Raw genomic sequence first — 21,486 nt, 5'->3', positions numbered from 1 at the left:
TCCGGAAGGGGGCGTCGCGCATGCCGCGGCGCCCCCTTCCGCGTACCCGGGCCGGGTGTGTGCCGCCGCGCGGGAGCGGTCCCCTACCCGCCCCTTCCACCGTTCCCCGGGGTTCCGCCCCGGACCCCGCTCCTCAAACGCCGGAGAGGCTGGATGGGCGCCGACCGGGCTGGATTGCCAGCAGGGCCATTTCAGCCCGGCCGGCGTTCGAGGACCGGGGGTCTCAGAGGGGGGCGACGCGACGGGACAAGGAGAGGGTGCGGTGGGCGGCGGCCACCACGGCCGGGTCGATGAAGCGGCCGTCCGGGAGGGCCTGGGCCCCAGGGGTGGCACGGGCGGCGGTGACGATCTCCTCCGCGGCCGTCACTTCCTCCGGGCCCGGGAGATAGGCACGCTCGATCACCGGCAGCTGGCGGGGATGAATCGCCGCCCGGCCGAGGAAGCCCAGGGCACGCCCCCGCGCGCACGAGACGGCGAGCGCCTCCAGGTCCCGGATGTCAGGGAACACGGACTGGGCCGGGGGCGCCAGCCCCGCCGCCCGGGCCGCGACCACGACACGGGAGCGCGGCCAGTCCAGCCCCGCCTCCCCGCAGACGCCCAGATCGGCGCGCAGGTCCGCTTCGCCGAGGGACAGCCCGTGCAGGGCCGGGTGCGCGCGGGCGATCTCGTAGGCCCGCTCCACCCCCAGCGCCGATTCCAGCAGCGCGTGCAGGCCGACGCCGCCGGTGCGGTCGGCGACGGCGGTGATCTGCTCCGGGGCGCTGATCTTCGGCAGCCGGAGTCCCGCGAGGCCCCGCAGGCCGGCGAGGGCCGTGAGGTCGGCGCCGCCCCACGGGGAGTCGAGGGCGTTCACCCGGACGTGGACGGGGACCGGGGGCCGCTCGCCGAGCAGTTCGGCGGTGGCGGCGCGGGCGTACTCCTTGCGGGAGACCGGAACCGCGTCCTCCAGGTCCACGATCACCGCGTCCGCCCCGCGGTCGAGGGCCTTGGCGACCACCTCCGGCCGGTCGCCGGGTGCGTACAGCCAGGTAAGGATCACAGAGCCCGCTCCTCGCGCAGAGCCTTGATCTCGGTCGCCGACAGGCCGAGCTCGGTCAGGACGGCCTCGGTGTCGGCGCCGTGCGGGCGGCCGGCCCAGCGGATCCCGCCGGGGGTCTCGGACAGCCGGAAGAGGACGTTCTGCATCCGCAGCGGCCCCAGCTCCGGGTCCTCGATCTCCGTGAGCGTGTCCAGGGCCGCGAACTGCGGGTCGGCCATCACGTCCCTGACGTCGTAGACCTGGGCGACGGCCGCCTCGGCGTCCTCGAAGGCGGCGACGACCTCCTCCGCCTTGTGGCGGGCGATCCAGCCGCCGACCGCCTCGTCGAGGACCTGCGCGTGCGCGGCCCGGCCGGTGCCGGTCGTGAACCAGGGCTCGGCGATCAGCTCGGGCCGGCCCACCAGCCGCATGACCCGCTCGGCGATGGACTGGGCCGACGTGGACACCGCCAGCCAGCGGCCGTCGGCGCTGCGGTACGTGTTGCGGGGGGCGTTGTTCGTGGAGCGGTTGCCGGTGCGCGGCTGCACGTAGCCGAGCTGGTCGTACCAGATCGGCTGCGGGCCCAGCACGGTCAGGATCGGCTCGATGATGGCCAGGTCCACGACCTGCCCGTGCCCGGTGCGGTCGCGGCCCGCGAGCGCGGTCATCACGGCGTACGCGGTGGTCAGCGCGGCGATCGAGTCGGCGAGCCCGAAGGGCGGCAGGGTCGGCGGCCCGTCCGGCTCGCCGGTGATGGCGGCGAAACCGCTCATCGCCTCGGCGAGGGTGCCGAAGCCGGGGCGGCGGGCGTACGGGCCGTGCTGGCCGAAGGCCGTGACGCGGGCCAGGACGAGGCGCGGGTTGGCGGCCGACAGCTCGGGCCAGCCCAGGCCCCACTTCTCCAGGGTGCCGGGGCGGAAGTTCTCGATCACGACGTCGGCGGTGGCGGCCAGGCGGAGCAGGGTGTCGCGGCCGCCCGGGGTGGACAGGTCGAGGGTGATGGTCCGCTTGTTCCGGCCGAGCAGCTTCCACCACAGGCCGACGCCGTCCTTCGCGGGGCCGTGCCCGCGCGACGGGTCGGGGCGACCGGGGTGCTCGACCTTGACGACCTCGGCGCCGAAGTCCCCGAGGAGGGTGGCCGCGAGCGGGCCGGCGAAGAGGGTGGCGAGGTCGAGGACGCGCAGTCCTTCCAGGGGGCCGGTCCCCCCGGGGGCCGCGGCGGTCATGCGGCGCCCCCGGCCAGGGCGAAGGCGTCGGTCTCCGCGCGGGCGGGCATCGAGTCCTGGGCGCCGGGCCGCTGGACGGAGAGGGCGGCGGCGCACGAGGCCCAGCGCAGCGCCGCCGGCACGGGCCGTCCCTCGCCCAGGGCCACCGCGAGGGCGCCGACGAAGGTGTCCCCGGCGGCGGTGGTGTCCACGGCGCGCACCCGGGGCGCGGGCACGGACAGCGGCTCCCGGCCGCGCGCCGCGTACAGGGCGCCGGCCGAGCCGAGGGTGATCACCACCTCGGGCACGTCCTCCAGCAGGGCACCCGCCGCCTGGACCGGATCGGTGAGGCCGGTGAGGGCGGCGGCCTCGTGCTCGTTGGGGACCAGCAGGTCTACGGCGCCGAGGAGCCCGGCGGGCAGCGGCTGGGCGGGGGCCGGGGTGAGGACCGTACGGACGCCGTGGGCGCGGGCGCAGAGGGCTCCGGCGAGGACGGCGGCCAGGGGCAGTTCGAGCTGGAGGAGGAGCGAGCCGGCGCCGGCGATCCGGGCCTCGTCGCCCGCCTCCAGGCCCGTGACGAGGGCGTTCGCGCCCGGGATGACGATGATGCTGTTGGCGCCCTCGTCGTCCACGGTGATGTGGGCGGTACCGCTGGCGCCCTCGACGGTGCGCAGGCCCGCCGTCTCCACCCCGGCCGAGGCGAGCGCGGAGCGCAGCCGTACGCCGAACTCGTCGGCCCCGACCGCGCCGATCATCACCACCTCCCCGCCGCAGCGGGCGGCGGCGACGGCCTGGTTGGCGCCCTTGCCGCCGGGGACGGTGCGGAAGGACCTGCCCGTGACGGTTTCGCCGAGGCGGGGGGCCTTGGGGACGTAGGCGACGAGATCCATGTTGGTACTGCCGAGCACGGCGATGGCCGTCATGAGCGTGCTGCCTCCTGTGCGGTGAGGTGGGCGAGGGTGTCGAAGCCGATGCCGTCGAAGCCGGGGACGGTGGTCGCGAGGCGGTTCTTCAGGGGGGCCGACCAGCGGTGCGGGACCTCGCCGGAGACGAGGGCGGCGAGGGCGCCGGCGGTGGCCCCGTTGGAGTCGGTGTCCCAGCCGCCGGAGACGGCCCGGCAGACGGAGTGGCCGAAGTCCCCGTCGGCGTGGGTCAGGGCGGCGGTGATCAGCGCCGTGTTGGGCACGGCGTGGACCCAGTGGTAGTGCCCGTAGCGGGCGTGCAGCCGGTCCACGACGAGGTCGAAGTCGGCGTCCTCCCCGGCCGCGCGGATGCCGAACCGTACGGCCTCGGCGAGGCGTGAGCGGGGTGGTACGAACTCCAGCCCGGCCCGCAGCGCGGTGTGCACGTCGGCGCGCCCGGTGGCGGCGGTGGCGGTGGCCGCGGCGACGAAGACGGCGGCGTAGATCCCGTTCGCGGTGTGGGTGAGGACGGCGTCCCGGTACGCCTGGGCCGCCGCGGCGGCCGGGTCGCCGGGGTTGGTCCAGCCGTGGACGTCGGCGCGGATCAGGGCGCCGATCCACTCGCGGAACGGATTGTGGTGGGTGGCGGTCAGCGGGGGTTCCAGACCGTGCAGGAGGTTGCGGTAGGCGACGCGCTCGGCGGTGAAGGTCCGGCCCGCGGGCAGCTCGTCCAGCCAGAGCCGGGCGACGTCGGCGGTGGTGAAGCCCTTGCCGTGCCGTTGGAGGAGGAGCAGGCCGAGGAGGGGGTAGTTGAGGTCGTCGTCCTCGGGCATGCCGTCGATGTTCTCGGCGAGGGAGGTGGGGGCGGAGCGGCGGTTCCAGGGGTGGGCGGCGAGGACCTCCGGCGGGACGCGGCGGGCGGTGAACCAGTCGTCGAGCGGCCAGTTGCCGGCGGCGCGGGCCAGGGCGCGGATGCCGTGCAGCGGCAGCTTCTCCACGGGCTTCCCGAGCAGGCACCCGACGGCCCGGCCGGTCCAAGCGGCCTCCAGGCGGGCCGGGTACCCGGCGGGCGGCCCGGCGGGGGCCGGGGGGAGGCCCCCGGGCCAGGTGGCGCTGACGGCGTCCCAGGAGTGCGGTTCGTCGGGGGCGAGGGGGGAGGGGAGGGCGGCCAGGTCGTCCAGGAGGCGGGCGGCCAGGGCGCGGAGTTCCGGCGGGGCCGGGGTGGGGGAGGCGCCGGCCCGGGCGGGGGCCGGGTGGCCGCCCGCCGCCAGCCAGGTCCGGCGCGCGGGCCCGGCGTCCCGGCCGTCCTCCGCGGCCTGCCGCAGCTCGTGCCCGATCAGGTCCTCGGGCTGCGCCCAGGTGAGCCGTACGGGGTCCCGGCGGTCGGTGTCGCCACAGGGCGCTGCAGCCGTCACCGGGGGGCCGTGAGGGCGGCGAAGGCCGAGGCGTGGGCGGTGCGGCGGTCGCGGTCGCGGGCGTAGATCTCGCGGGTCACCGCGGCCAGCGACGCGGCCGGGGCGTGCAGGTCCAGGCGGCTGGATTCCGCCACCTGCTTCGCCCAGGCCGGCGGGACCACGGCCTCGCCGCCCAGGGCCCCGGCGATCGCGCCCGCCATGGTGGCGATGGAGTCGCAGTCCCGGCCGTAGTTGACGGCCCCGAGCACGGAGGTCTCGTACGCCCCGTCCGCGATCAGCAGCATGCCGAGCGCGATGGGGAGCTCCTCGATGGAGTGCAGGCGGGAGGGGCGCCGCGCGCCGAGGGAGGGGGCGCGGTAGTCGGGGCCCACCGAGTCGTACGGGGCGACCGCGGCCCGCAGCGGGGCCAGGGCCGACTCGAAGTCGCGGTGCCGGGAGGCGGCTTCCGTGACGGCGGCGATCGCGGCGCGGGTGCCGTCCTTCGCCAGCGCGAGGGCGGCGTCCACCACCGAGGAGGCCGTCGCACCGGGCAGACACGCGGCCGCCACCGCGGCCGCGAACACACCCGCCGCCTCCCGTCCGTACGAGGACTGGTGCGCGCCCGCGATGTCCAGCGCCTCCGCGTACGCCCCGGCCGGGTTGCCCGCGTTGGCGATGCCGACCGGCGCCATGTACATCGCCGCACCGCAGTTGACGATGTTGCCGCTGCCCGCCTCGCGGGGGTCGACGTGCGCGTAGTGGAGGCGGGTGACGATCCACTTCTCGGCCAGGAAGATCCGCTGCAGGGGGAGGGCCTCGGCCTCCAGTTCCGGGATCCAGCGGGGGTTGGTCATCAGGTCCGGGACCAGGTGCTCGGCGACGGCGTAGGCGTCGAGGTGGTCCCGCACGGTCTCGTAGACCCGTACCAGCGCATGGGTCATCAGGGTGTCGTCGGTGACGTGCCCGTCGCCCTTGTGGTACGGGGCGATGGGGCGGGCCGTGCGCCAGTCCTCGTGCCAGGGGCCGACGATGCCGTGGATGCGGCCGCCGTGCCGTTCCACGATCTGGTCCGGGGTCCAGCCCTCCACCGGGCCGCCGAGCGCGTCGCCTACGGCGGCCCCGACGAGTGCGCCGGCGGCCCGGTCCTCCAACGTGAGCGTCATGTCCGAATCATCCCTTGGGTGTTGGGGCGGGGGTGGGGATTGGGCGAGGTGAGTTCCGTACGGGTGAGGAGGGCCGCGAGTTCGACGAGGTCCGTGCCGGCCAGGCGGGGGAGGGCGCAGCCGGACAGGGTGCGGCAGGCCTCGCGCCAGGCGGCGGGGATCGAGTCGCCGCCGCCGAGTGCGCCGGTGAGCGCTCCGGCGAGGGCGGGGGCCGAGTCCGCGACGCGGGAGAGGCAGGCCGCGGCCGGGACGGCCTCGGTCACCTTGCCGCGGGCGGCGGTGGCGAGGGCGAGGGCCACGGGCACGGTCTCGGCGGCGGCGATCCCGTAGCTGTAGACGTGGTCGACGATCTCGTGCTCGAGGGTGGGGACGATGGCGAAGGCGCCGCCGTCGGTGTGGGCGCGGGCCAGCTTGACCGCGTGGCGGGCGTTGCGGCCGATCTCGGTGGCCTCGGGGAGCTGGGCGAGCGCGGCGTCGACGGCGGCGTCCACGTCGGGGGTGGCCAGCGCGGTGGCGAGGGCGGCGGCCATGGCGCGGGCGCCGTGGACCCCGTCGCCGTCCTGGGTGTAGCGGGCGTCGAACTCGGCGAGGTCCGCCGCCGCGCGGGGGTCCCCGGGGTGGACCACGGCCAGGACGCAGGCGCGTACGCAGGCGGCGTCGTCGAAGTAGTGCGGGTTGTCGTGGCCGGTGGCGGGCGGGCGCAGGCCGGTGGCGAGATTGCCGAGGCCGGCCCGGACGGAGATCCGGGCGCGGAGGGGGAGCACGGCGGACTCGACCTCCGGCGCGCGTTCCGCGGCGGCCGCGACCTCGCTGGCGAGGGCGTTCCAGGCGAGGTCGATGGCCGCGCGCATCCTTCTGGACCGGCTGAGGTCGGAGAGGAGCACGCCGGCGGCGGTGAGCACGGACTCGGCGACGAAGGCCGCCCACTCGGCGTCGTCGGACGGGCCGAGGCGCAGCGGCTCCGGCGGCTGGTTCAGAGCGATGGGGACGGGGAGGGTGGTGGTGGCGTTCTGCTCGGCGAAGGTGTCGAGCTCGCGGGTGAGGCGGCGGGTCCACTCGGGCATGCGGCTCGCGCGGTGGCGGGCCGCGGGCCACCCGGCGGCGTCGCCTGCGGCGAGCCCGAGGAGGAGGCCCTCGATCCGGCGGGCTCCGGCCGGCTGCCCTGCCGGTTGCCCTGCGGGCGCCTCGGCGGGGGCCGGACCGGGGCTCCGCCCCGGACCCCGCTCCTCAAACGCCGGAGGGGCTGGAATGCGGCTGCTGCCGTCGGCAACCTCAGCCTCGCCAGGGGGCGCCTCCCGGCGGTAGCCGGGGGAGCGTGAGGCGCGGGGCTCGGGGCGGAGCCCCGACGGGGTCTGGGGCGGAGCCCCGGTCTCGGGAAGGGGCGGGGTGGGGGAGAGGCCCCGCGCAGCGGTACCCGCGCGCGGCGCGGCCGGCGGCCGGGGCTCCGGGGCAGGGGCGGCCGGGTCCGGGGTGTCCGGGGTGAAGGGGGGCGGGGTCATCGGGGGGCCTCGCATTCCGGGGTGAGGAGGTCCGCGATGTCCAGGACGTGGTAGCCCCGCATCGAGGGGAGGCAGCTGCCGCGGACCGGCCCGATGGCCGAGGACCAGTCGGCGGGGATCGCCGCGGCGCCGGACAGGGCCCCGGCCAGCGCGCCCGCCACCGCCGCCGTGGTGTCGGCGTCGCGGCCCATGTTGACGGCCGTGAGGACGGAGGAGGGGAAGTCGCCGCGGCAGGCGGCGAAGGCGCCGAACGCGAGGCCCACCGCCTCGGGGGCCAGGTCCGTCCACGGGTAGCCGCCGATGACCACCGCCGAGCGGACCGCGCGTTCGCCGCGCGGGGCGGCCGTCACCGCGCGGCGCAGCGAGCGGGCCGTCCAGGAGTCGGAGGGGATGACGGAGAGGGCCGCGGAGATGACGGAGGCGGGGGAGCCGCCCGCCATGGCCGCGGCGACCCCCGCGGCGACCGCCTGGCCTCCGTAGATGCCCTCCCCGTCGTGGCTCACCGAGCCGTCGATGGAGACGAGGCGGGCCGCCTCCGCGGGGCGGCCGGCCGCGAAGACGCCGAACGGGGCCGCCCGCATGGCGAGACCGTCCGACCACGCGTGCCGGTGCTGGGCCGAGATGGGGGCCGCCAGACCGCGGCGGAGGTTCTCGAGCGTGCCCCGCTCCGAGAACCCGGCGCCGCGGAACGGGCCTTCGTCGAGGTCCGCGATCCAGTGGTGCCAGGCCCGTTCCACGTGGGAGACGGTGAGCGCCGACCCGTGCCGGGCCAGCAGCAGCCCGGAGAAGATCGCGTATTCGGTGTCGTCCGTGCCCGCCGGGTCGTCCGACACGAAGCCTTCGATCCGGCCCCACTTGGCCCGGATCTCCGACGGCTTCATGTTCTCCGCGGGGGCGCCCAGCGCGTCACCCACCGCCAGCCCCAGAAGAGCGCCCCTGGCCCGTTCGAGGAGGACCTGCGGATTGCATGCAATCAGCTCCATGGCGCGCCTCTCCACTTGATGGGACTCATGATGAGCCCTTGGGGGATTTGTGCCACGGCATGTGGTTTGTCGCCCGTCGCGAAACGCCCCGCGAACGCTGCCGTCACCCGGTCGCCGACCCCCAAAACCGCAGGTAAGTACGGCCTTCCTTGCTGGCGGGCGGCGGAAATCGTGCGTAGTTTCGAGGTGTTCAGGGGGAGCGGGATGTCTCGCGGAGCCCGTTGACACAAATGGGGAGATATCCGTGTCCATCATCGACATCGAAGCACCGCTGCACACCGCCCACCGGGACAACCACACGCACCGCGACGTCAACGGCGGATGGCTGCGTCCGGCCGTCTTCGGCGCGATGGACGGGCTCGTCTCCAACCTCGCGCTGATGACCGGCGTGGCGGGCGGCGCCGTCGCCCCGCACACCGTCGTGATCACCGGCCTGGCGGGCCTCGCGGCCGGTGCGTTCTCGATGGCGGCCGGCGAATACACCTCCGTGGCCTCGCAGCGCGAGCTCGTACTTGCCGAACTGGACGTGGAACGGCAGCAGTTGCTGGGGCACCCGACCGACGAGATGGAGGAGCTCGCCGAGCTCTACGTCTCCCGGGGCGTCGAGCCCGCCCTCGCCCGCGAGGTGGCCATGCAGCTGTCCCGCGACCCCGAGCAGGCGCTGGAGATCCACGCCCGCGAAGAGCTCGGGATCGACCCCGACGACCTGCCCTCGCCGCTGGTCGCCGCGGTCTCCTCCTTCGGCTCCTTCGCGCTGGGCGCGCTGCTCCCCGTACTGCCGTACCTGCTCGGCGCCACGTCCCTGTGGCCCGCCGTGCTGCTGGCGCTGGCCGGGCTCTTCGCCTGCGGCGCGGTCGTGGCGCGGGTCACGGCCCGGTCCTGGTGGTACAGCGGTTTGCGGCAGCTTGTCCTGGGTGGCGCCGCCGCCGGTGTGACGTACATCCTGGGAACCTGGATCGGCGGAGCCATAGGCTGATCAGGCGGGGAGTGAGACACTATGCGGTACGCAACATAAGTAGTCCGTTACCCGGCGGTTTCGATCCCGTGTCCGCCGGGCATCAGACCAGGGCGCCCGGGCAATGATGCCCACTACGCGTCGGGACCTTCTCCCCGTGATGCGTGTCCAGACACCGAAGGTCCCCTTCTTTCTGCCTCGTGCGATGTCCGCATGCTGGAATGGCATATCCGCTTCGCGGGATTGTCGTCATCATGTAATCTGCACGAAATTTCGCAGAGGGCCAACGTCGTCCCTCGGCTATGCACATATGCCACGACGACGACGGGAGAGCCGATGCGTTCCGCATCCACGCACTCCGCGACCGGCCTCAGCAACACCGCCTGGTCGCCCATGGACGGTCGCCCCGCCCAGCAGGGCATGTACGACCCGCGCAACGAGAAGGACGCCTGTGGCGTCGGATTCGTGGCGAACCTCACCGGCGAGGCCACCCACACCCTCGTTGAGCAGGCCCTGACCGTACTGCGGAACCTCGAGCACCGCGGCGCCACCGGCTCCGAGCCGGACTCTGGCGACGGTGCCGGCATCCTCTCCCAGGTGCCCGACGCGTTCCTGCGCGAGGTCGCCGGATTCGAGCTCCCCGAGGCCGGCGCGTACGCCGTCGGCATCGCCTTCCTCCCCGCCGACGGCACCGCACAGGCCGTCGCCGTGGAGCAGATCGAGGCCATCGCCGCCCAGGAGAACCTCACGGTCCTCGGCTGGCGCGAGGTCCCGGTCACCCCGGACCTGCTCGGCAACGGCGCCCGCGCCACCATGCCGGCCTTCTCCCAGCTCTTCGTGAGCAACGGGACCACGGGCATCGAGCTGGACCGCAAGGCCTTCGTACTGCGCAAGCGCGCCGAGCGCGAGGCCGGGGTGTACTTCCCCTCGCTCTCCGCCCGCACCATCGTCTACAAGGGCATGCTGACCACCGGCCAGCTGGAGCCCTTCTTCCCCGACCTCTCCGACCGCCGCTTCGCCTCGGCCGTCGCCCTGGTCCACTCGCGGTTCTCGACGAACACCTTCCCGTCCTGGCCGCTCGCCCACCCGTACCGCTTCGTCGCGCACAACGGCGAGATCAACACGGTCAAGGGCAACCGCAACTGGATGAAGGCCCGCGAGTCCCAGCTGGCGTCCGACGTCTTCGGCGAGGGCACACTGGACCGGATCTTCCCGATCTGCACCCCGGACGCCTCCGACTCGGCCTCCTTCGACGAGGTCCTGGAGCTGCTCCACCTCGGTGGCCGCTCGCTCCCGCACAGCGTCCTGATGATGATCCCGGAGGCGTGGGAGAACCACACCTCCATGGACCCGGCCCGCCGCGCGTTCTACCAGTACCACTCCACGATGATGGAGCCCTGGGACGGCCCGGCCTGCGTCACCTTCACCGACGGCACCCAGGTCGGCGCGGTCCTCGACCGCAACGGTCTGCGCCCCGGCCGCTACTGGGTCACCGACGACGGCCTCGTCGTCCTCGGCTCCGAGGTCGGCGTGCTCGACATCGACCCGGCCAAGGTCGTCCGCAAGGGCCGCCTGCAGCCCGGCAAGATGTTCCTCGTCGACACCGCCCAGAAGCGGATCATCGAGGACGACGAGATCAAGGACGAGCTGGCCGCCGCCGCCCCCTACGCGGAGTGGCTGGAGACCGGCGAGATCGAGCTGTCGGACCTGCCCGAGCGCGAGCACATCGTGCACACCCACGCCTCGGTCACCCGCCGCCAGCAGACCTTCGGCTACACCGAGGAAGAGCTCCGCGTCATCCTCGCGCCGATGGCCCGCACCGGCGGCGAGCCGCTCGGCTCCATGGGCACGGACTCCCCGATCGCGGCCCTGTCCGAGCGCCCCCGGCTGCTCTTCGACTACTTCACCCAGCTCTTCGCGCAGGTCACCAACCCGCCGCTGGACGCCATCCGCGAGGAGCTCGTCACCTCGCTGCTGTCCTCGATCGGTCCGGAGTCCAACCTGCTGGAGCCGACCGCCGCGTCGTGCCGCAGCGTCACGCTGCCCTTCCCGGTGATCGACAACGACGAGCTCGCCAAGCTCATCCACATCAACCACGACGGCGACATGCCGGGCATGAAGGCGGCCACCCTCTCGGGTCTCTACCGGGTCTCGGGCGGCGCCGACGCGCTCGCCGCGCGGATCGCGGAGATCCGTACCGAGGCCGACGCCGCCATCGCGGCCGGCGCCCGCCTGATCGTCCTGTCGGACCGCCACTCGGACGCCGAGCACGCGCCGATCCCGTCGCTGCTGCTCACCTCCGCCGTGCACCACCACCTCATCGCGACCAAGCAGCGCACCCAGGTGGGCCTGCTCGTCGAGGCCGGTGACGTCCGCGAGGTCCACCACGTCGCGCTGCTCATCGGCTACGGCGCCGCCGCGGTCAACCCGTACCTCGCCATGGAGTCCGTCGAGGACCTGCTGCGCGCCGGTACGTTCATCGAGGGCATCGAGCCCGAGAAGGCCATCAAGAACCTGATCTACGCGCTCGGCAAGGGCGTCCTCAAGGTCATGTCCAAGATGGGCATCTCCACCGTCGCCTCCTACCGCGGCGCCCAGGTCTTCGAGGCCGTCGGCCTGAACGACGAGTTCGTCGGCGCGTACTTCGCGGGCACCGCCACCAAGATCGGCGGCGCGGGCCTGGACGTCATCGCCAAGGAGGTGGCCGCGCGCCACGCCAAGGCGTACCCGGTCTCCGGCATCGCGGCCTCGCACCGTGCGCTGGAGATCGGCGGCGAGTACCAGTGGCGCCGCGAGGGCGAGCCGCACCTGTTCGACCCGGAGACGGTCTTCCGCCTCCAGCACGCCACCCGCAACCGCCGGTACGACATCTTCCGGCAGTACACGGACCGCGTGAACGAGCAGTCCGAGCGCCTCATGACGCTCCGCGGCCTCTTCGGCTTCAAGTCCGACCGCGCGTCGATCTCCATCGACGAGGTCGAGCCCGTCTCCGAGATCGTCAAGCGCTTCTCCACCGGCGCCATGTCGTACGGCTCCATCTCCAAGGAGGCGCACGAGACCCTCGCCATCGCCATGAACCAGCTGGGCGCCAAGTCCAACACCGGTGAGGGCGGCGAGGACCCGGAGCGCCTGTACGACCCGGCGCGGCGTTCGTCGATCAAGCAGGTCGCCTCCGGCCGCTTCGGCGTCACCTCCGAGTACCTGGTCAACGCGGACGACATCCAGATCAAGATGGCGCAGGGCGCCAAGCCCGGCGAGGGCGGCCAGCTGCCCGGCCACAAGGTCTACCCGTGGGTCGCCAAGACGCGTCACTCCACCCCGGGCGTCGGCCTGATCTCCCCGCCGCCGCACCACGACATCTACTCCATCGAGGACCTGGCTCAGCTGATCCACGACCTCAAGAACGCCAACCCGGTCGCGCGCATCCACGTGAAGCTCGTCTCCGAGGTCGGCGTGGGCACGGTCGCCGCGGGTGTCTCCAAGGCCCACGCGGACGTCGTCCTGATCTCCGGCCACGACGGCGGAACGGGCGCCTCCCCGCTCACCTCGCTGAAGCACGCGGGCGGTCCCTGGGAGCTCGGCCTCGCCGAGACCCAGCAGACCCTGCTGCTCAACGGGCTGCGCGACCGGATCGTCGTCCAGACCGACGGCCAGCTCAAGACCGGCCGCGACGTGGTCATCGCCGCGCTGCTCGGCGCCGAGGAGTTCGGTTTCGCGACCGCGCCGCTCGTCGTCTCCGGCTGCGTCATGATGCGCGTCTGCCACCTGGACACCTGCCCGGTCGGCATCGCCACCCAGAACCCGGTCCTGCGGAGTCGCTTCTCCGGCAAGCCCGAGTTCGTCGTCAACTTCTTCGAGTTCATCGCGGAGGAGGTGCGCGAGCTCCTCGCAGAGCTGGGCTTCCGCACGATCGAGGAAGCCGTCGGCCACGCCGAGCTGCTCGACACGACGAAGGCCGTCACGCACTGGAAGGCGCAGGGTCTCGACCTGGAGCCGCTCTTCTACGTGCCCGAGCTGCCCGAGGGCGCGGTCCGCCACGCCCTGATCGAGCAGGACCACGGCCTGGAGAAGGCCCTCGACAACGAGCTCATCGAGCTCGCTGCCGACGCGCTGAACGCCGAGTCCGCGGAGGCGGCCCAGCCGGTCCGCGCCCAGGTCGCGATCCGCAACATCAACCGGACCGTCGGCACCATGCTCGGCCACCACGTCACCAAGAAGTTCGGCGGTGCGGGCCTGCCCGACAACACCATCGACCTGACCTTCACCGGTTCGGCCGGCCAGTCCTTCGGCGCCTTCGTGCCGAAGGGCGTCACCCTCCGCCTGGAGGGCGACGCCAACGACTACGTCGGCAAGGGCCTCTCCGGCGGCCGGATCGTGGTCCGCCCGGACCGCGGCGCCGACCACCTCGCCGAGTACTCCACCATCGCCGGCAACACCATCGGCTACGGAGCCACCGGCGGCGAGATGTTCCTGCGCGGCCGCACCGGCGAGCGCTTCTGCGTCCGCAACTCCGGCGCCCTGGTCGTCTCGGAAGGCGTGGGCGACCACGGCTGCGAGTACATGACCGGCGGTACGGCGGTCGTCCTCGGCGAGACGGGCCGCAACTTCGCGGCCGGCATGTCGGGTGGCGTCGCGTACGTCATCGACCTCGACCCGAACAACGTCAACGTCGGCAACGCGGGCGCGGTCGAGGCCCTGTCCGACACCGACAAGCAGTGGCTGCACGATGTGGTGCGCCGCCACGAGGAGGAGACCGGCTCGACCGTGGCCGCGAAGCTCCTGGCTGACTGGTCCGTCGCGGCGGCCCGCTTCAGCAAGATCATCCCGACCACGTACAAGGCAGTGCTCGCCGCCAAGGAAGCCGCTGAGCTCGCCGGACTCTCGGAAACCGAGACCACGGAGAAGATGATGGAGGCGGCGACCAATGGCTGACCCGAAGGGCTTCCTCACCACCCCCCGCGAGACCGCCTGCTCCCGTCCCGTCGCCGAACGGCTTCAGGACTGGAACGAGGTCTACGTCCCGGGCTCGCTGCTCCCGATCATCAGCAAGCAGGCCGGCCGCTGCATGGACTGCGGCATCCCGTTCTGCCACAACGGCTGCCCGCTCGGGAACCTGATCCCCGAGTGGAACGACTACGCCTACCGCGAGGACTGGGCGGCGGCGTCGGAGCGGCTGCACGCGACGAACAACTTCCCGGAGTTCACGGGCCGCCTGTGTCCGGCCCCGTGCGAGTCGGCGTGCGTGCTCGGCATCAACCAGCCGGCCGTCACCATCAAGAACGTCGAAGTCTCGATCATCGACAAGGCCTGGGACAGCGGCGACGTCACCCCGCAGGCGCCCGAGCGCCTGTCCGGCAAGACCGCTGCCGTCATCGGCTCGGGCCCGGCCGGTCTGGCCGCCGCCCAGCAGCTGACCCGGGCCGGCCACACCGTGGTCGTGTACGAGCGCGCCGACCGCATCGGCGGCCTGCTGCGCTACGGCATCCCCGAGTTCAAGATGGAGAAGGTGCACATCAACCGCCGCATCGAGCAGATGCGCGCGGAGGGCACCAAGTTCCGCACCGGCATCGAGGTCGGCCGCGACATCACCGCCACCGACCTGCGCAAGCGGTTCGACGCGGTCGTCATCGCGGCGGGCGCCACCGTCTCCCGCGACCTCCCGGTCCCGGGCCGCGAGCTCGGCGGCATCCACTTCGCGATGGAGTACCTGCCGCTCGCCAACAAGGTCCAGGAGGGCGACTTCGTGGCGCCCCCCATCACGGCCGAGGGCAAGCACGTGGTCGTCATCGGCGGCGGCGACACCGGCGCGGACTGCGTGGGCACCGCCCACCGCCAGGGCGCGGCCTCGGTCACACAGCTGGAGATCATGCCGAAGCCGGGCGAGGACCGGAACGCCAACCAGCCGTGGCCGACCTTCCCGATGCTGTACAAGGTCACCTCGGCGCACGAGGAGGGCGGCGAGCGGGTCTACTCCGTCTCCACCACCCACTTCGAGGGCGACGAGGACGGCAACGTCAAGGCGCTGCACCTCGTCGAGGTGGAGTTCAAGGACGGCAAGCTGGAGCAGATCCCGGGTACCGAGCGCGTCCTCCCCGCGCAGCTGGTCACCCTGGCGATGGGCTTCACCGGCACCGACCAGGCCAACGGCCTGGTGGAGCAGTTCGGCCTGGAGCTGGACGGCCGCGGCAACGTCTCCCGCGACGCGTCCTACGCGACCAACGTCGACGGCGTCTTCGTCGCCGGTGACGCCGGCCGCGGCCAGTCGCTGATCGTCTGGGCCATCGCGGAGGGCCGCTCGGCCGCCCGCGGCGTGGACCGCTTCCTGACCGGCTCCAGCACCCTCCCGTACCCGGTCAAGCCGACGGACCGCTCGCTGACGGTGTAACCCCGTCGCCCCTCCCTCCGGGGAGACCCCTCATACGGTCCGTACAACGACGTACGGCACTCCGACACGGCGCCCGTCATGTCCCCGACCAGGGATGACGGGCGCTGTGGCGTTTCGCGGTCATATGAATGCGTTCCGCCGTCCGTGACGGGCCGCGAGGGCTAGGCTCGGCTCATGGGCAAGCCGAAGGACCGGGCAGGAGCGCAGACGCCGGAGGAGTTCGCCCGCGAGGAGCTGCGGCGCCACCGGGAGGCGGCGGGGCTGACCCAAGAGGGCCTGGGCGAGCGGATCTTCACGAGCGGGGCGTACGTCGGGCAGATGGAGTGCGGGACGAGGAGGCTCCGGCCGGAGATCGCGGAGCTGATCGATCGGGAGCTGGGCACCGGGGACTACTTCACGCGCCTGTCCAAGGCGTTCAAGTCGAAGCATGTCGAGTACTTCGCCGAGGCTGCTGAACTGGAACGTTTGGCGACGGCTGTCTACGACTACGGCTCCACGCTGATTCCAGGGCTGCTTCAGACAGCGGACTACGCTCGGGCGGTGATTCGGGGTGGCAGTCCCACAGCACCGGCGGAGCATGTCGACAACCTGGTCGCGGCGCGCGTTGAGCGCACGCGGCTCCTCGGCGATCCGGAAACCCCCGAGATGTGGGTCGTTCTGCACGAGGCGGTGTTGCGGACGGCGGTAGGGGGCCCCGTTGTGATGGCCGCTCAGCTGCGTCATATCTCGTTGTGTGTCCGGGCTCATCGGATCACCGTGCAGGTGGTGCCGTTCTCGGCCGGAGCCCATGGCGTCCTGGACGCGTCTGTGAGGATCATGGAGTTCGCCGACGCGCCGGATGTGGTGTACACCGAAGGCCCTCACGCAGGGCAGTTGCTCGATTGCCCGGCACTGGTTCGGCGTCACTGGAGGTCATACGATCTTGCAAGGGCTGCCGCGCTGTCACCGGAGGTGTCCTTGACCTTGATCGAGTCGGTTGCGGAGGAGCACGCGAAATGCGCGCAGACGTGAGAGGCCTGTCCTGGCGGACGTCCTCGTACACCAATGCCGAAGGCGGAAATTGCGTAGAGGTGTCCGACGATCTCCCCGGCATCGTCCCTGTCCGTGACAGCAAGCTCGCAGGTCTCAGTCCGGTGCTGGTGTTCCCGGCGGCCGCATGGGCTCCGTTCATCCAGGCCGTGAAGGCCCGAGCCTGATCCAGTACCGCAACTGCGGCGCCGTTGCCGGGGCTCTGCCCCGGACCCCGCTCCTCAATCGCCGGAGGGGCTGGTTTTCCCCGGGCCGGTGCTTTGGCCGTGCGGGTCGGTCCGCGGTGTCCCTCCGGGGCGTCTCCTGGTCGTCGCGCCTGCGGGCACCGCGAGACCGCTGAGCGCGCAACCACCCTCCGCATCGTGCTGCGGCCGCAGGCGCGACGACGAGGAGACACTCCGGAGGGGCACCGCCCCAACAGGCCGGTCCCGCCGAGGGAAAACCCAGCCCCGCCGGCGTTTGAGGCGCGGGGTCCGGGGCGGAGCCCCGGCAGTGGCGCGGCCCCGTCAGGCCTGCCCCGCCCCGCGAAGAACCGCCACCCCGCCCGGGAGGGCATCGGCATGGCCTCTTGACGGCGACCGCATACGCATAGTCCTATAGTGCTAGGAAGCTAGATGAATAGAGGTGGGCAGTGATCGAGTTTCACCTCGATGCCCGGTCCGGTGTCGCCCCGTACATGCAGCTCATCCACCAGGTCCGCCAGGCCCTGCGGCTGGGACTGCTCGCGGAAGGGGACCGGCTTCCCACGGTCAAGGACGTCGCCGCCTCCGTGGCGATCAACCCGAACACCGTGCTCAAGGCGTACCGGGAGCTCGAGTACGAGGGTCTGGTCGCCAAGAAGCCCGGGGTCGGGACCTTCATCTCCGGGACGCTCGGCGACGACGCATCGCTGTCCGAACACGAGCCGCTGCGGCAGGAGTTGCAGGGGTGGCTGGAGAAGGCGCGGAGCGCCGGGCTGGACGAGGAGAGCATCGAGGCGCTGTTCCAGAGCACCTTCCGAAATCGCAGTACGCATACGCACACGCATACGCACACGCACGCGAAGACCGAAGAGGGGAAATGACCGCGATATTGGAAGCCCACGCACTGGGCAAGCGGTACGGCCGCAAACAGGCGCTGAGCGAGTGCACCCTGAGCCTGCCGGCAGGCCGGGTCATCGGACTGGTCGGCCCCAACGGGGCGGGGAAGTCGACCCTGTTGCAGCTGGCATGCGGGCTGATCGGGCCGACCTCCGGCAGCATCGAAGTGCTCGGCGGACGGCCCGCCTCCGGGCCCGAGCAGCTGGCCAAGGTCGGGTTCGTCGCCCAGGACACGCCCACGTACGCGGGGCTGTCCGTCGCCGACCACCTGAAGCTGGGGGCGCGGCTCAACCCGGGATGGGACGCCGCCCTGGCGGAGGAACGGATCCGGCAGCTCGGGCTCGACCCCGCACAGAAGGCCGGCAAGCTCTCCGGCGGTCAGCGCGCCCAGGTCGCCCTGACGCTCGCCGTGGCCAAGCGTCCCGAACTGCTGATCCTCGACGAGCCGGTCGCCGCCCTGGACCCGCTGGCCCGGCGCGAGTTCCTGCAGAGCCTGATGGAGTACGTCGCCGAACACGGCACCACCGTCGTGCTCTCGTCGCACCTGGTCTCCGACCTGGAGCGGGTCTGCGACCACCTGGTCTCCCTGGTCGCCTCCCGCGTCCAGGTGGAGGGCGACGTCGACGACCTGATCGCCACGCACTTCCGGCTCACCACGGCCCGAAGGGATGCCGCCGGCCTGCCCGAGGGCATGCGGGTCATCCACGAGACCCACACGGAGCGGCAGAGCACCTTCATCGTGCGGGCCGAGAAGCCGGTCCAGGATCCCTCCTGGGTCCTGGAGCCGCTCGGCCTGGAAGACCTGGTCCTCACCTACATGACCCTGGAGAAACAGCGATGATCTGGCTCACCTGGCGCCAGTACCGCGTCCAGACGCTCGCGGCCCTCGCCGCCCTCGCCGCCTTCGCGATGTTCCTCGTGGTCACCGGCCTCCAGATGCGCGATCTCTACGACAGCACCGTCGGCGCCTGCAAGGGCGACTGCGCAATGGCCAAGAACGCGCTGGTCGTCGAATACCAGACCCTGAACTACTACGTCACCAGCGCGCTGCTCGCCCTGCCCGGTGTCATAGGCGTCTTCTGGGGCGCCCCGCTGATCGCCCGCGAACTGGAGACCGGCACCCACCGGCTCGTCTGGAACCAGACCATCACCCGCGGCCGCTGGCTCGCGGTCAAGCTCGGGGCCGTCGGACTGATCGCCGTCGCGGTCACCGGGGTGCTCAGCCTCCTGGCGACCTGGTGGGCGAGCCCCCTGGACCAGGTGAACCTGGACCGGTTCACCCCCCTCATGTTCAGCGGCCGCGCGATCGTCCCGCTCGGCTACGCGGCGTTCGCCTTCACCCTCGGCGCCTGTGCCGGGCTCCTGATCCGGCGCACCGTGCCCGCCATGGCCGCGACCCTCGTCGTGTTCGTCGCGGTCCAGATCCTCGTGCCCTTCGCGATCCGCCCGCACCTCATGGCGCCGGAGCACGCCGATGTCACGCTCAGCTCCCTCGTCATGGCACCGGCCACCAGTGACGGAGAATCCGGTGCGCCGGCGGACGGCTGGAACGTGAACCACGTCCAGCTGATGGGCTACGGCGACGACGCCCACCTGGAGGTCGGGGTCCTCCGGCCCGGCACCTGGGTCGTCTCCGACCCCGGCGCGGTGCTCGACCCGTCCGGCCGGGAGGTCCGAGGTCCCCGCGGCTGTGCGGACCGCGATGCGGACCCCTTCAAGTGCTTCACCACCTCCGACCTCCACACGAAGGTCGCCTACCAGCCCGCCGACCGCTACTGGACCTTTCAGTGGGTCGAGACCGGGGTCTTCCTGGCGCTCTCCGGGCTGTTGTCCTGGCTCTGCGCCCGGCTGCTGCGCCGCCGGGCGGCCTGACCGGTCGAGGGGGAGGGGCGGCCGAAGCCAACGCAACTGGCTTCGGCCGCCCTTCGTCCTCCGACCTTACCGAGCCCTACTCGCTCGTGCGGGTGGCCCGCCGGCGTTCGAGGCGCAGGTGGAGCCTCCGGAACGGCGCCGCGCCGGTCGATGCGTGCTGTCGGGGCGTGCGCGTCTGGTAACAGTGGGTCACATGCCCACCCGAACGATGCTGAGCGCAGTGCTCGGTGCCTCGCTGCTGATCTCCGTACCGACTGCCGGCGCCGCGTACGCCGACACGCGGAGCGTCGAATACCGCGGTCTGCGGATCGCCGTCCCGGCGAACTGGCGGGTCGTCGACCTCGACCGGGACCCCCGCGCCTGCCTACGCCTCGACGTCCCCACCCTGTACCTCGGCCACGCCGGCACCCAGGCGAACTGCACCGGCCGGGCCGCCGTGCGCCGCGCCGACACCCTGCACCTCGAACCCCTCGACGGGGCTCCGTCGCGCGCCGACATCCCCACCGTGGGCGACCTGTCCGCCCCGCTGCCCCGCGTCGACAGCAACGAGCTGCGGTACGTGCTGCGCCGGGCCGGGATCGTCGCCACCGTCTCCTACGGGGACGCGCCCGACACCGTACGGGGGATCCTCGATCGGGCCCGTGCCGCCGTGGCCGAGGGTCGTCCGCTGGACGTCGTCGTACCCGCTGTGGCCGCTGGTGGAGCGAAGGCTCAAGAGCCCTTCACCGGCGAGGGGTTCGACGCCTGCACCGCCCCGACCCAGCGGACCATGGACGCCTGGAGGTCCGAATCCCCCTTCGGCGCCGTGGGCATCTACATCGGCGGCCGCGCCCGGGCGTGCGCCCAGCCGCAGCTCACCGCCGAGTGGGTCACCCGGCAGGCCGGGGCCGGCTGGCACCTGATGCCGATCTGGGTCGGCCCGCAGCCCTGGCACTCCTCCAGCACCGGCCTGTCCACCGACCCCTCCGAGGCCGACGAGCAGGGCCGGGCCGCCGCCGAGGGCGCGGTGGACGCCGCCCGCTCGCTCGGGCTCGGCGCGGGCACGGTGCTCTACAACGACCTGGAGAACTACACGGACCGCGCCACCTGGGACGCCCCGGTCGTCGCCTACCTGACCTCCTGGACGGTACGGCTGCACGAGCTGGGCTACCGCTCCGGCGCCTACGTCTCGGCGAGCTCCGGCGCCAAGGCGCTGAGCGCGCACCACCATCAGGCCCCCGAGGCCATGCCCGACGTGCTGTGGGTGGCCCGGTGGAACGGCGCGGCGTCCGTGACGGACGCGGACATGGGCCTGCCCGCGGGTACGAAGCAGTGGTCCGGGCGGCGCCGGGCGCACCAGTTCCGGGGGGACCACGACGCCTCGTACGGCGGGGTGGCACTGAACATCGACCGCAACTGGCTGGACGTCGATCCGTCCGTGCTCGGCGGTGGCGGGGTCGGTGGCGGGGGCGGGATCCTGCCCCTTCCGGTGCCGCTTCCGCTCAGTTAGCCGGCGCCGGGTCCTCGCGCGGGGGCTCGTCGTCGTTGCCCCGGCGCAGGGTGCGCAGGCCGTGTGCCGGGGTCCACGAGCGGATGACCAGTTCGTCGCCCTGCACGGTGACGTGGACGACCTCGGTCAGGTCGGCGTGGAAGAGGTGGAAGGGGTGCGGGGTGTCCGTCTCCTCCGCGTACCGGTGCAGCTCGGGCGGGTCCAGCTGTTCCAGTGCGCGGCCGGAGATCCGTACGTCCCCCTCGGGCATCCGGTCGCCCGCGCCCGGGTTGGTGTGGAGGGCGAACCGCGGGTCGTGCTGGAGGTCCCTGGCCTTCATCGAGCCCGGCATCATGCCGAGCCACAGCTCCCCGCCCCGGATGTCGACGTTGAGTCCGGCCACCCGGGGCGAGCCGTCCTTGCGCAGGGTGGCCAGGACGTGGTGCGGGTACTGCGCGAAACGGGCCTGGACGGCCGCCGCGAACTCCGGTTCTGCCTTCTCGAAGACTGCCCAGCTGGTGTGCGTCATACGTC

Annotated in this window: 17 protein-coding genes; 9 read left to right on the top strand and 8 right to left on the bottom strand. The window is 72.8% G+C overall.

The features are described 5' to 3' along the window. Positions 1–223: 223 nt before the first annotated feature. From ACIGFK_RS10035 to ACIGFK_RS10005, 7 genes are read right to left on the bottom strand one after another with little or no spacing between them, the layout of a single operon-like run. Positions 224–1,039, bottom strand: coding sequence for an HpcH/HpaI aldolase/citrate lyase family protein (locus tag ACIGFK_RS10035; RefSeq protein WP_376659789.1), 816 nt, complete (start codon positions 1,037–1,039; stop codon positions 224–226). Further along, positions 1,036–2,244, bottom strand: coding sequence for a CaiB/BaiF CoA transferase family protein (locus ACIGFK_RS10030; protein WP_376659790.1), 1,209 nt, complete (start codon positions 2,242–2,244; stop codon positions 1,036–1,038). The genes ACIGFK_RS10035 and ACIGFK_RS10030 overlap by 4 nt, the downstream gene beginning before the upstream one ends. Next, the gene (rbsK, locus tag ACIGFK_RS10025; RefSeq protein WP_386469189.1) at positions 2,241–3,146 is read right to left on the bottom strand and encodes a ribokinase; all 906 of its coding nucleotides are present in this window, start codon (positions 3,144–3,146) and stop codon (positions 2,241–2,243) included. Before rbsK ends, ACIGFK_RS10030 begins: the two co-directional genes overlap by 4 nt. Next, complete coding sequence (locus ACIGFK_RS10020) at positions 3,143–4,540, bottom strand: ADP-ribosylglycohydrolase family protein (RefSeq protein WP_376659792.1); 1,398 nt, start codon at positions 4,538–4,540, stop codon at positions 3,143–3,145. Before ACIGFK_RS10020 ends, rbsK begins: the two co-directional genes overlap by 4 nt. Beyond that, positions 4,537–5,682, bottom strand: a complete 1,146-nt coding sequence (locus tag ACIGFK_RS10015; RefSeq protein WP_376659793.1) for an ADP-ribosylglycohydrolase family protein — start codon at positions 5,680–5,682, stop codon at positions 4,537–4,539. Before ACIGFK_RS10015 ends, ACIGFK_RS10020 begins: the two co-directional genes overlap by 4 nt. After that, positions 5,679–7,181: an ADP-ribosylglycohydrolase family protein gene (locus ACIGFK_RS10010; protein ID WP_376659794.1), complete on the bottom strand. Its 1,503-nt coding sequence runs from the start codon at positions 7,179–7,181 to the stop codon at positions 5,679–5,681. Before ACIGFK_RS10010 ends, ACIGFK_RS10015 begins: the two co-directional genes overlap by 4 nt. Further along, positions 7,178–8,164, bottom strand: coding sequence for an ADP-ribosylglycohydrolase family protein (locus tag ACIGFK_RS10005; protein ID WP_376659795.1), 987 nt, complete (start codon positions 8,162–8,164; stop codon positions 7,178–7,180). Before ACIGFK_RS10005 ends, ACIGFK_RS10010 begins: the two co-directional genes overlap by 4 nt. Before the next feature lie 244 nt (positions 8,165–8,408). Here ACIGFK_RS10005 and ACIGFK_RS10000 point away from each other — a divergent pair, with 244 nt between their 5' ends. The 9 genes from ACIGFK_RS10000 (at position 8,409) to ACIGFK_RS09960 (ending at position 20,973) form a co-directional block, all read left to right on the top strand. Then, positions 8,409–9,140, top strand: a complete 732-nt coding sequence (locus ACIGFK_RS10000) for a VIT1/CCC1 transporter family protein (protein ID WP_376659796.1) — start codon at positions 8,409–8,411, stop codon at positions 9,138–9,140. 372 nt (positions 9,141–9,512) lie between these two features. Then, entirely contained in the window at positions 9,513–14,051 is a 4,539-nt protein-coding gene (gltB, locus tag ACIGFK_RS09995; RefSeq protein ID WP_386469263.1) for a glutamate synthase large subunit, read from the top strand. Continuing rightward, entirely contained in the window at positions 14,044–15,504 is a 1,461-nt protein-coding gene (locus tag ACIGFK_RS09990) for a glutamate synthase subunit beta (protein ID WP_376659797.1), read from the top strand. Before gltB ends, ACIGFK_RS09990 begins: the two co-directional genes overlap by 8 nt. A 174-nt stretch (positions 15,505–15,678) precedes the next feature. Next, entirely contained in the window at positions 15,679–16,515 is an 837-nt protein-coding gene (locus ACIGFK_RS09985) for a helix-turn-helix domain-containing protein (RefSeq protein ID WP_400051181.1), read from the top strand. Next, on the top strand, positions 16,500–16,700 hold the full coding sequence (locus tag ACIGFK_RS09980) for a DUF397 domain-containing protein (protein WP_386469200.1): 201 nt from the start codon (positions 16,500–16,502) through the stop codon (positions 16,698–16,700). The genes ACIGFK_RS09985 and ACIGFK_RS09980 overlap by 16 nt, the downstream gene beginning before the upstream one ends. Before the next feature lie 464 nt (positions 16,701–17,164). Next, entirely contained in the window at positions 17,165–17,596 is a 432-nt protein-coding gene (locus ACIGFK_RS09975) for a GntR family transcriptional regulator (protein WP_376659800.1), read from the top strand. Further along, on the top strand, positions 17,593–18,453 hold the full coding sequence (locus ACIGFK_RS09970) for an ABC transporter ATP-binding protein (RefSeq protein WP_376659801.1): 861 nt from the start codon (positions 17,593–17,595) through the stop codon (positions 18,451–18,453). Before ACIGFK_RS09975 ends, ACIGFK_RS09970 begins: the two co-directional genes overlap by 4 nt. Beyond that, on the top strand, positions 18,450–19,484 hold the full coding sequence (locus ACIGFK_RS09965; RefSeq protein WP_386469203.1) for an ABC transporter permease subunit: 1,035 nt from the start codon (positions 18,450–18,452) through the stop codon (positions 19,482–19,484). Before ACIGFK_RS09970 ends, ACIGFK_RS09965 begins: the two co-directional genes overlap by 4 nt. A 193-nt stretch (positions 19,485–19,677) precedes the next feature. Continuing rightward, a complete protein-coding gene (locus tag ACIGFK_RS09960) occupies positions 19,678–20,973 on the top strand; it encodes a DUF1906 domain-containing protein (protein WP_400051178.1) in 1,296 nt (431 codons plus the stop codon). Here ACIGFK_RS09960 and ACIGFK_RS09955 read toward each other — a convergent pair. Continuing rightward, complete coding sequence (locus ACIGFK_RS09955) at positions 20,966–21,481, bottom strand: pyridoxamine 5'-phosphate oxidase family protein (RefSeq protein ID WP_376660204.1); 516 nt, start codon at positions 21,479–21,481, stop codon at positions 20,966–20,968. The two genes, ACIGFK_RS09960 and ACIGFK_RS09955, sit on opposite strands and share 8 nt — an antisense overlap. Positions 21,482–21,486: the final 5 nt, after the last annotated feature.

The sequence above is a fragment of the Streptomyces sp. NPDC085524 genome, assembly GCF_044541755.1.
Taxonomy (GTDB): Bacteria; Actinomycetota; Actinomycetes; order Streptomycetales; family Streptomycetaceae; genus Streptomyces.
This window is presented reverse-complemented; position numbering and strand designations above follow the sequence as displayed.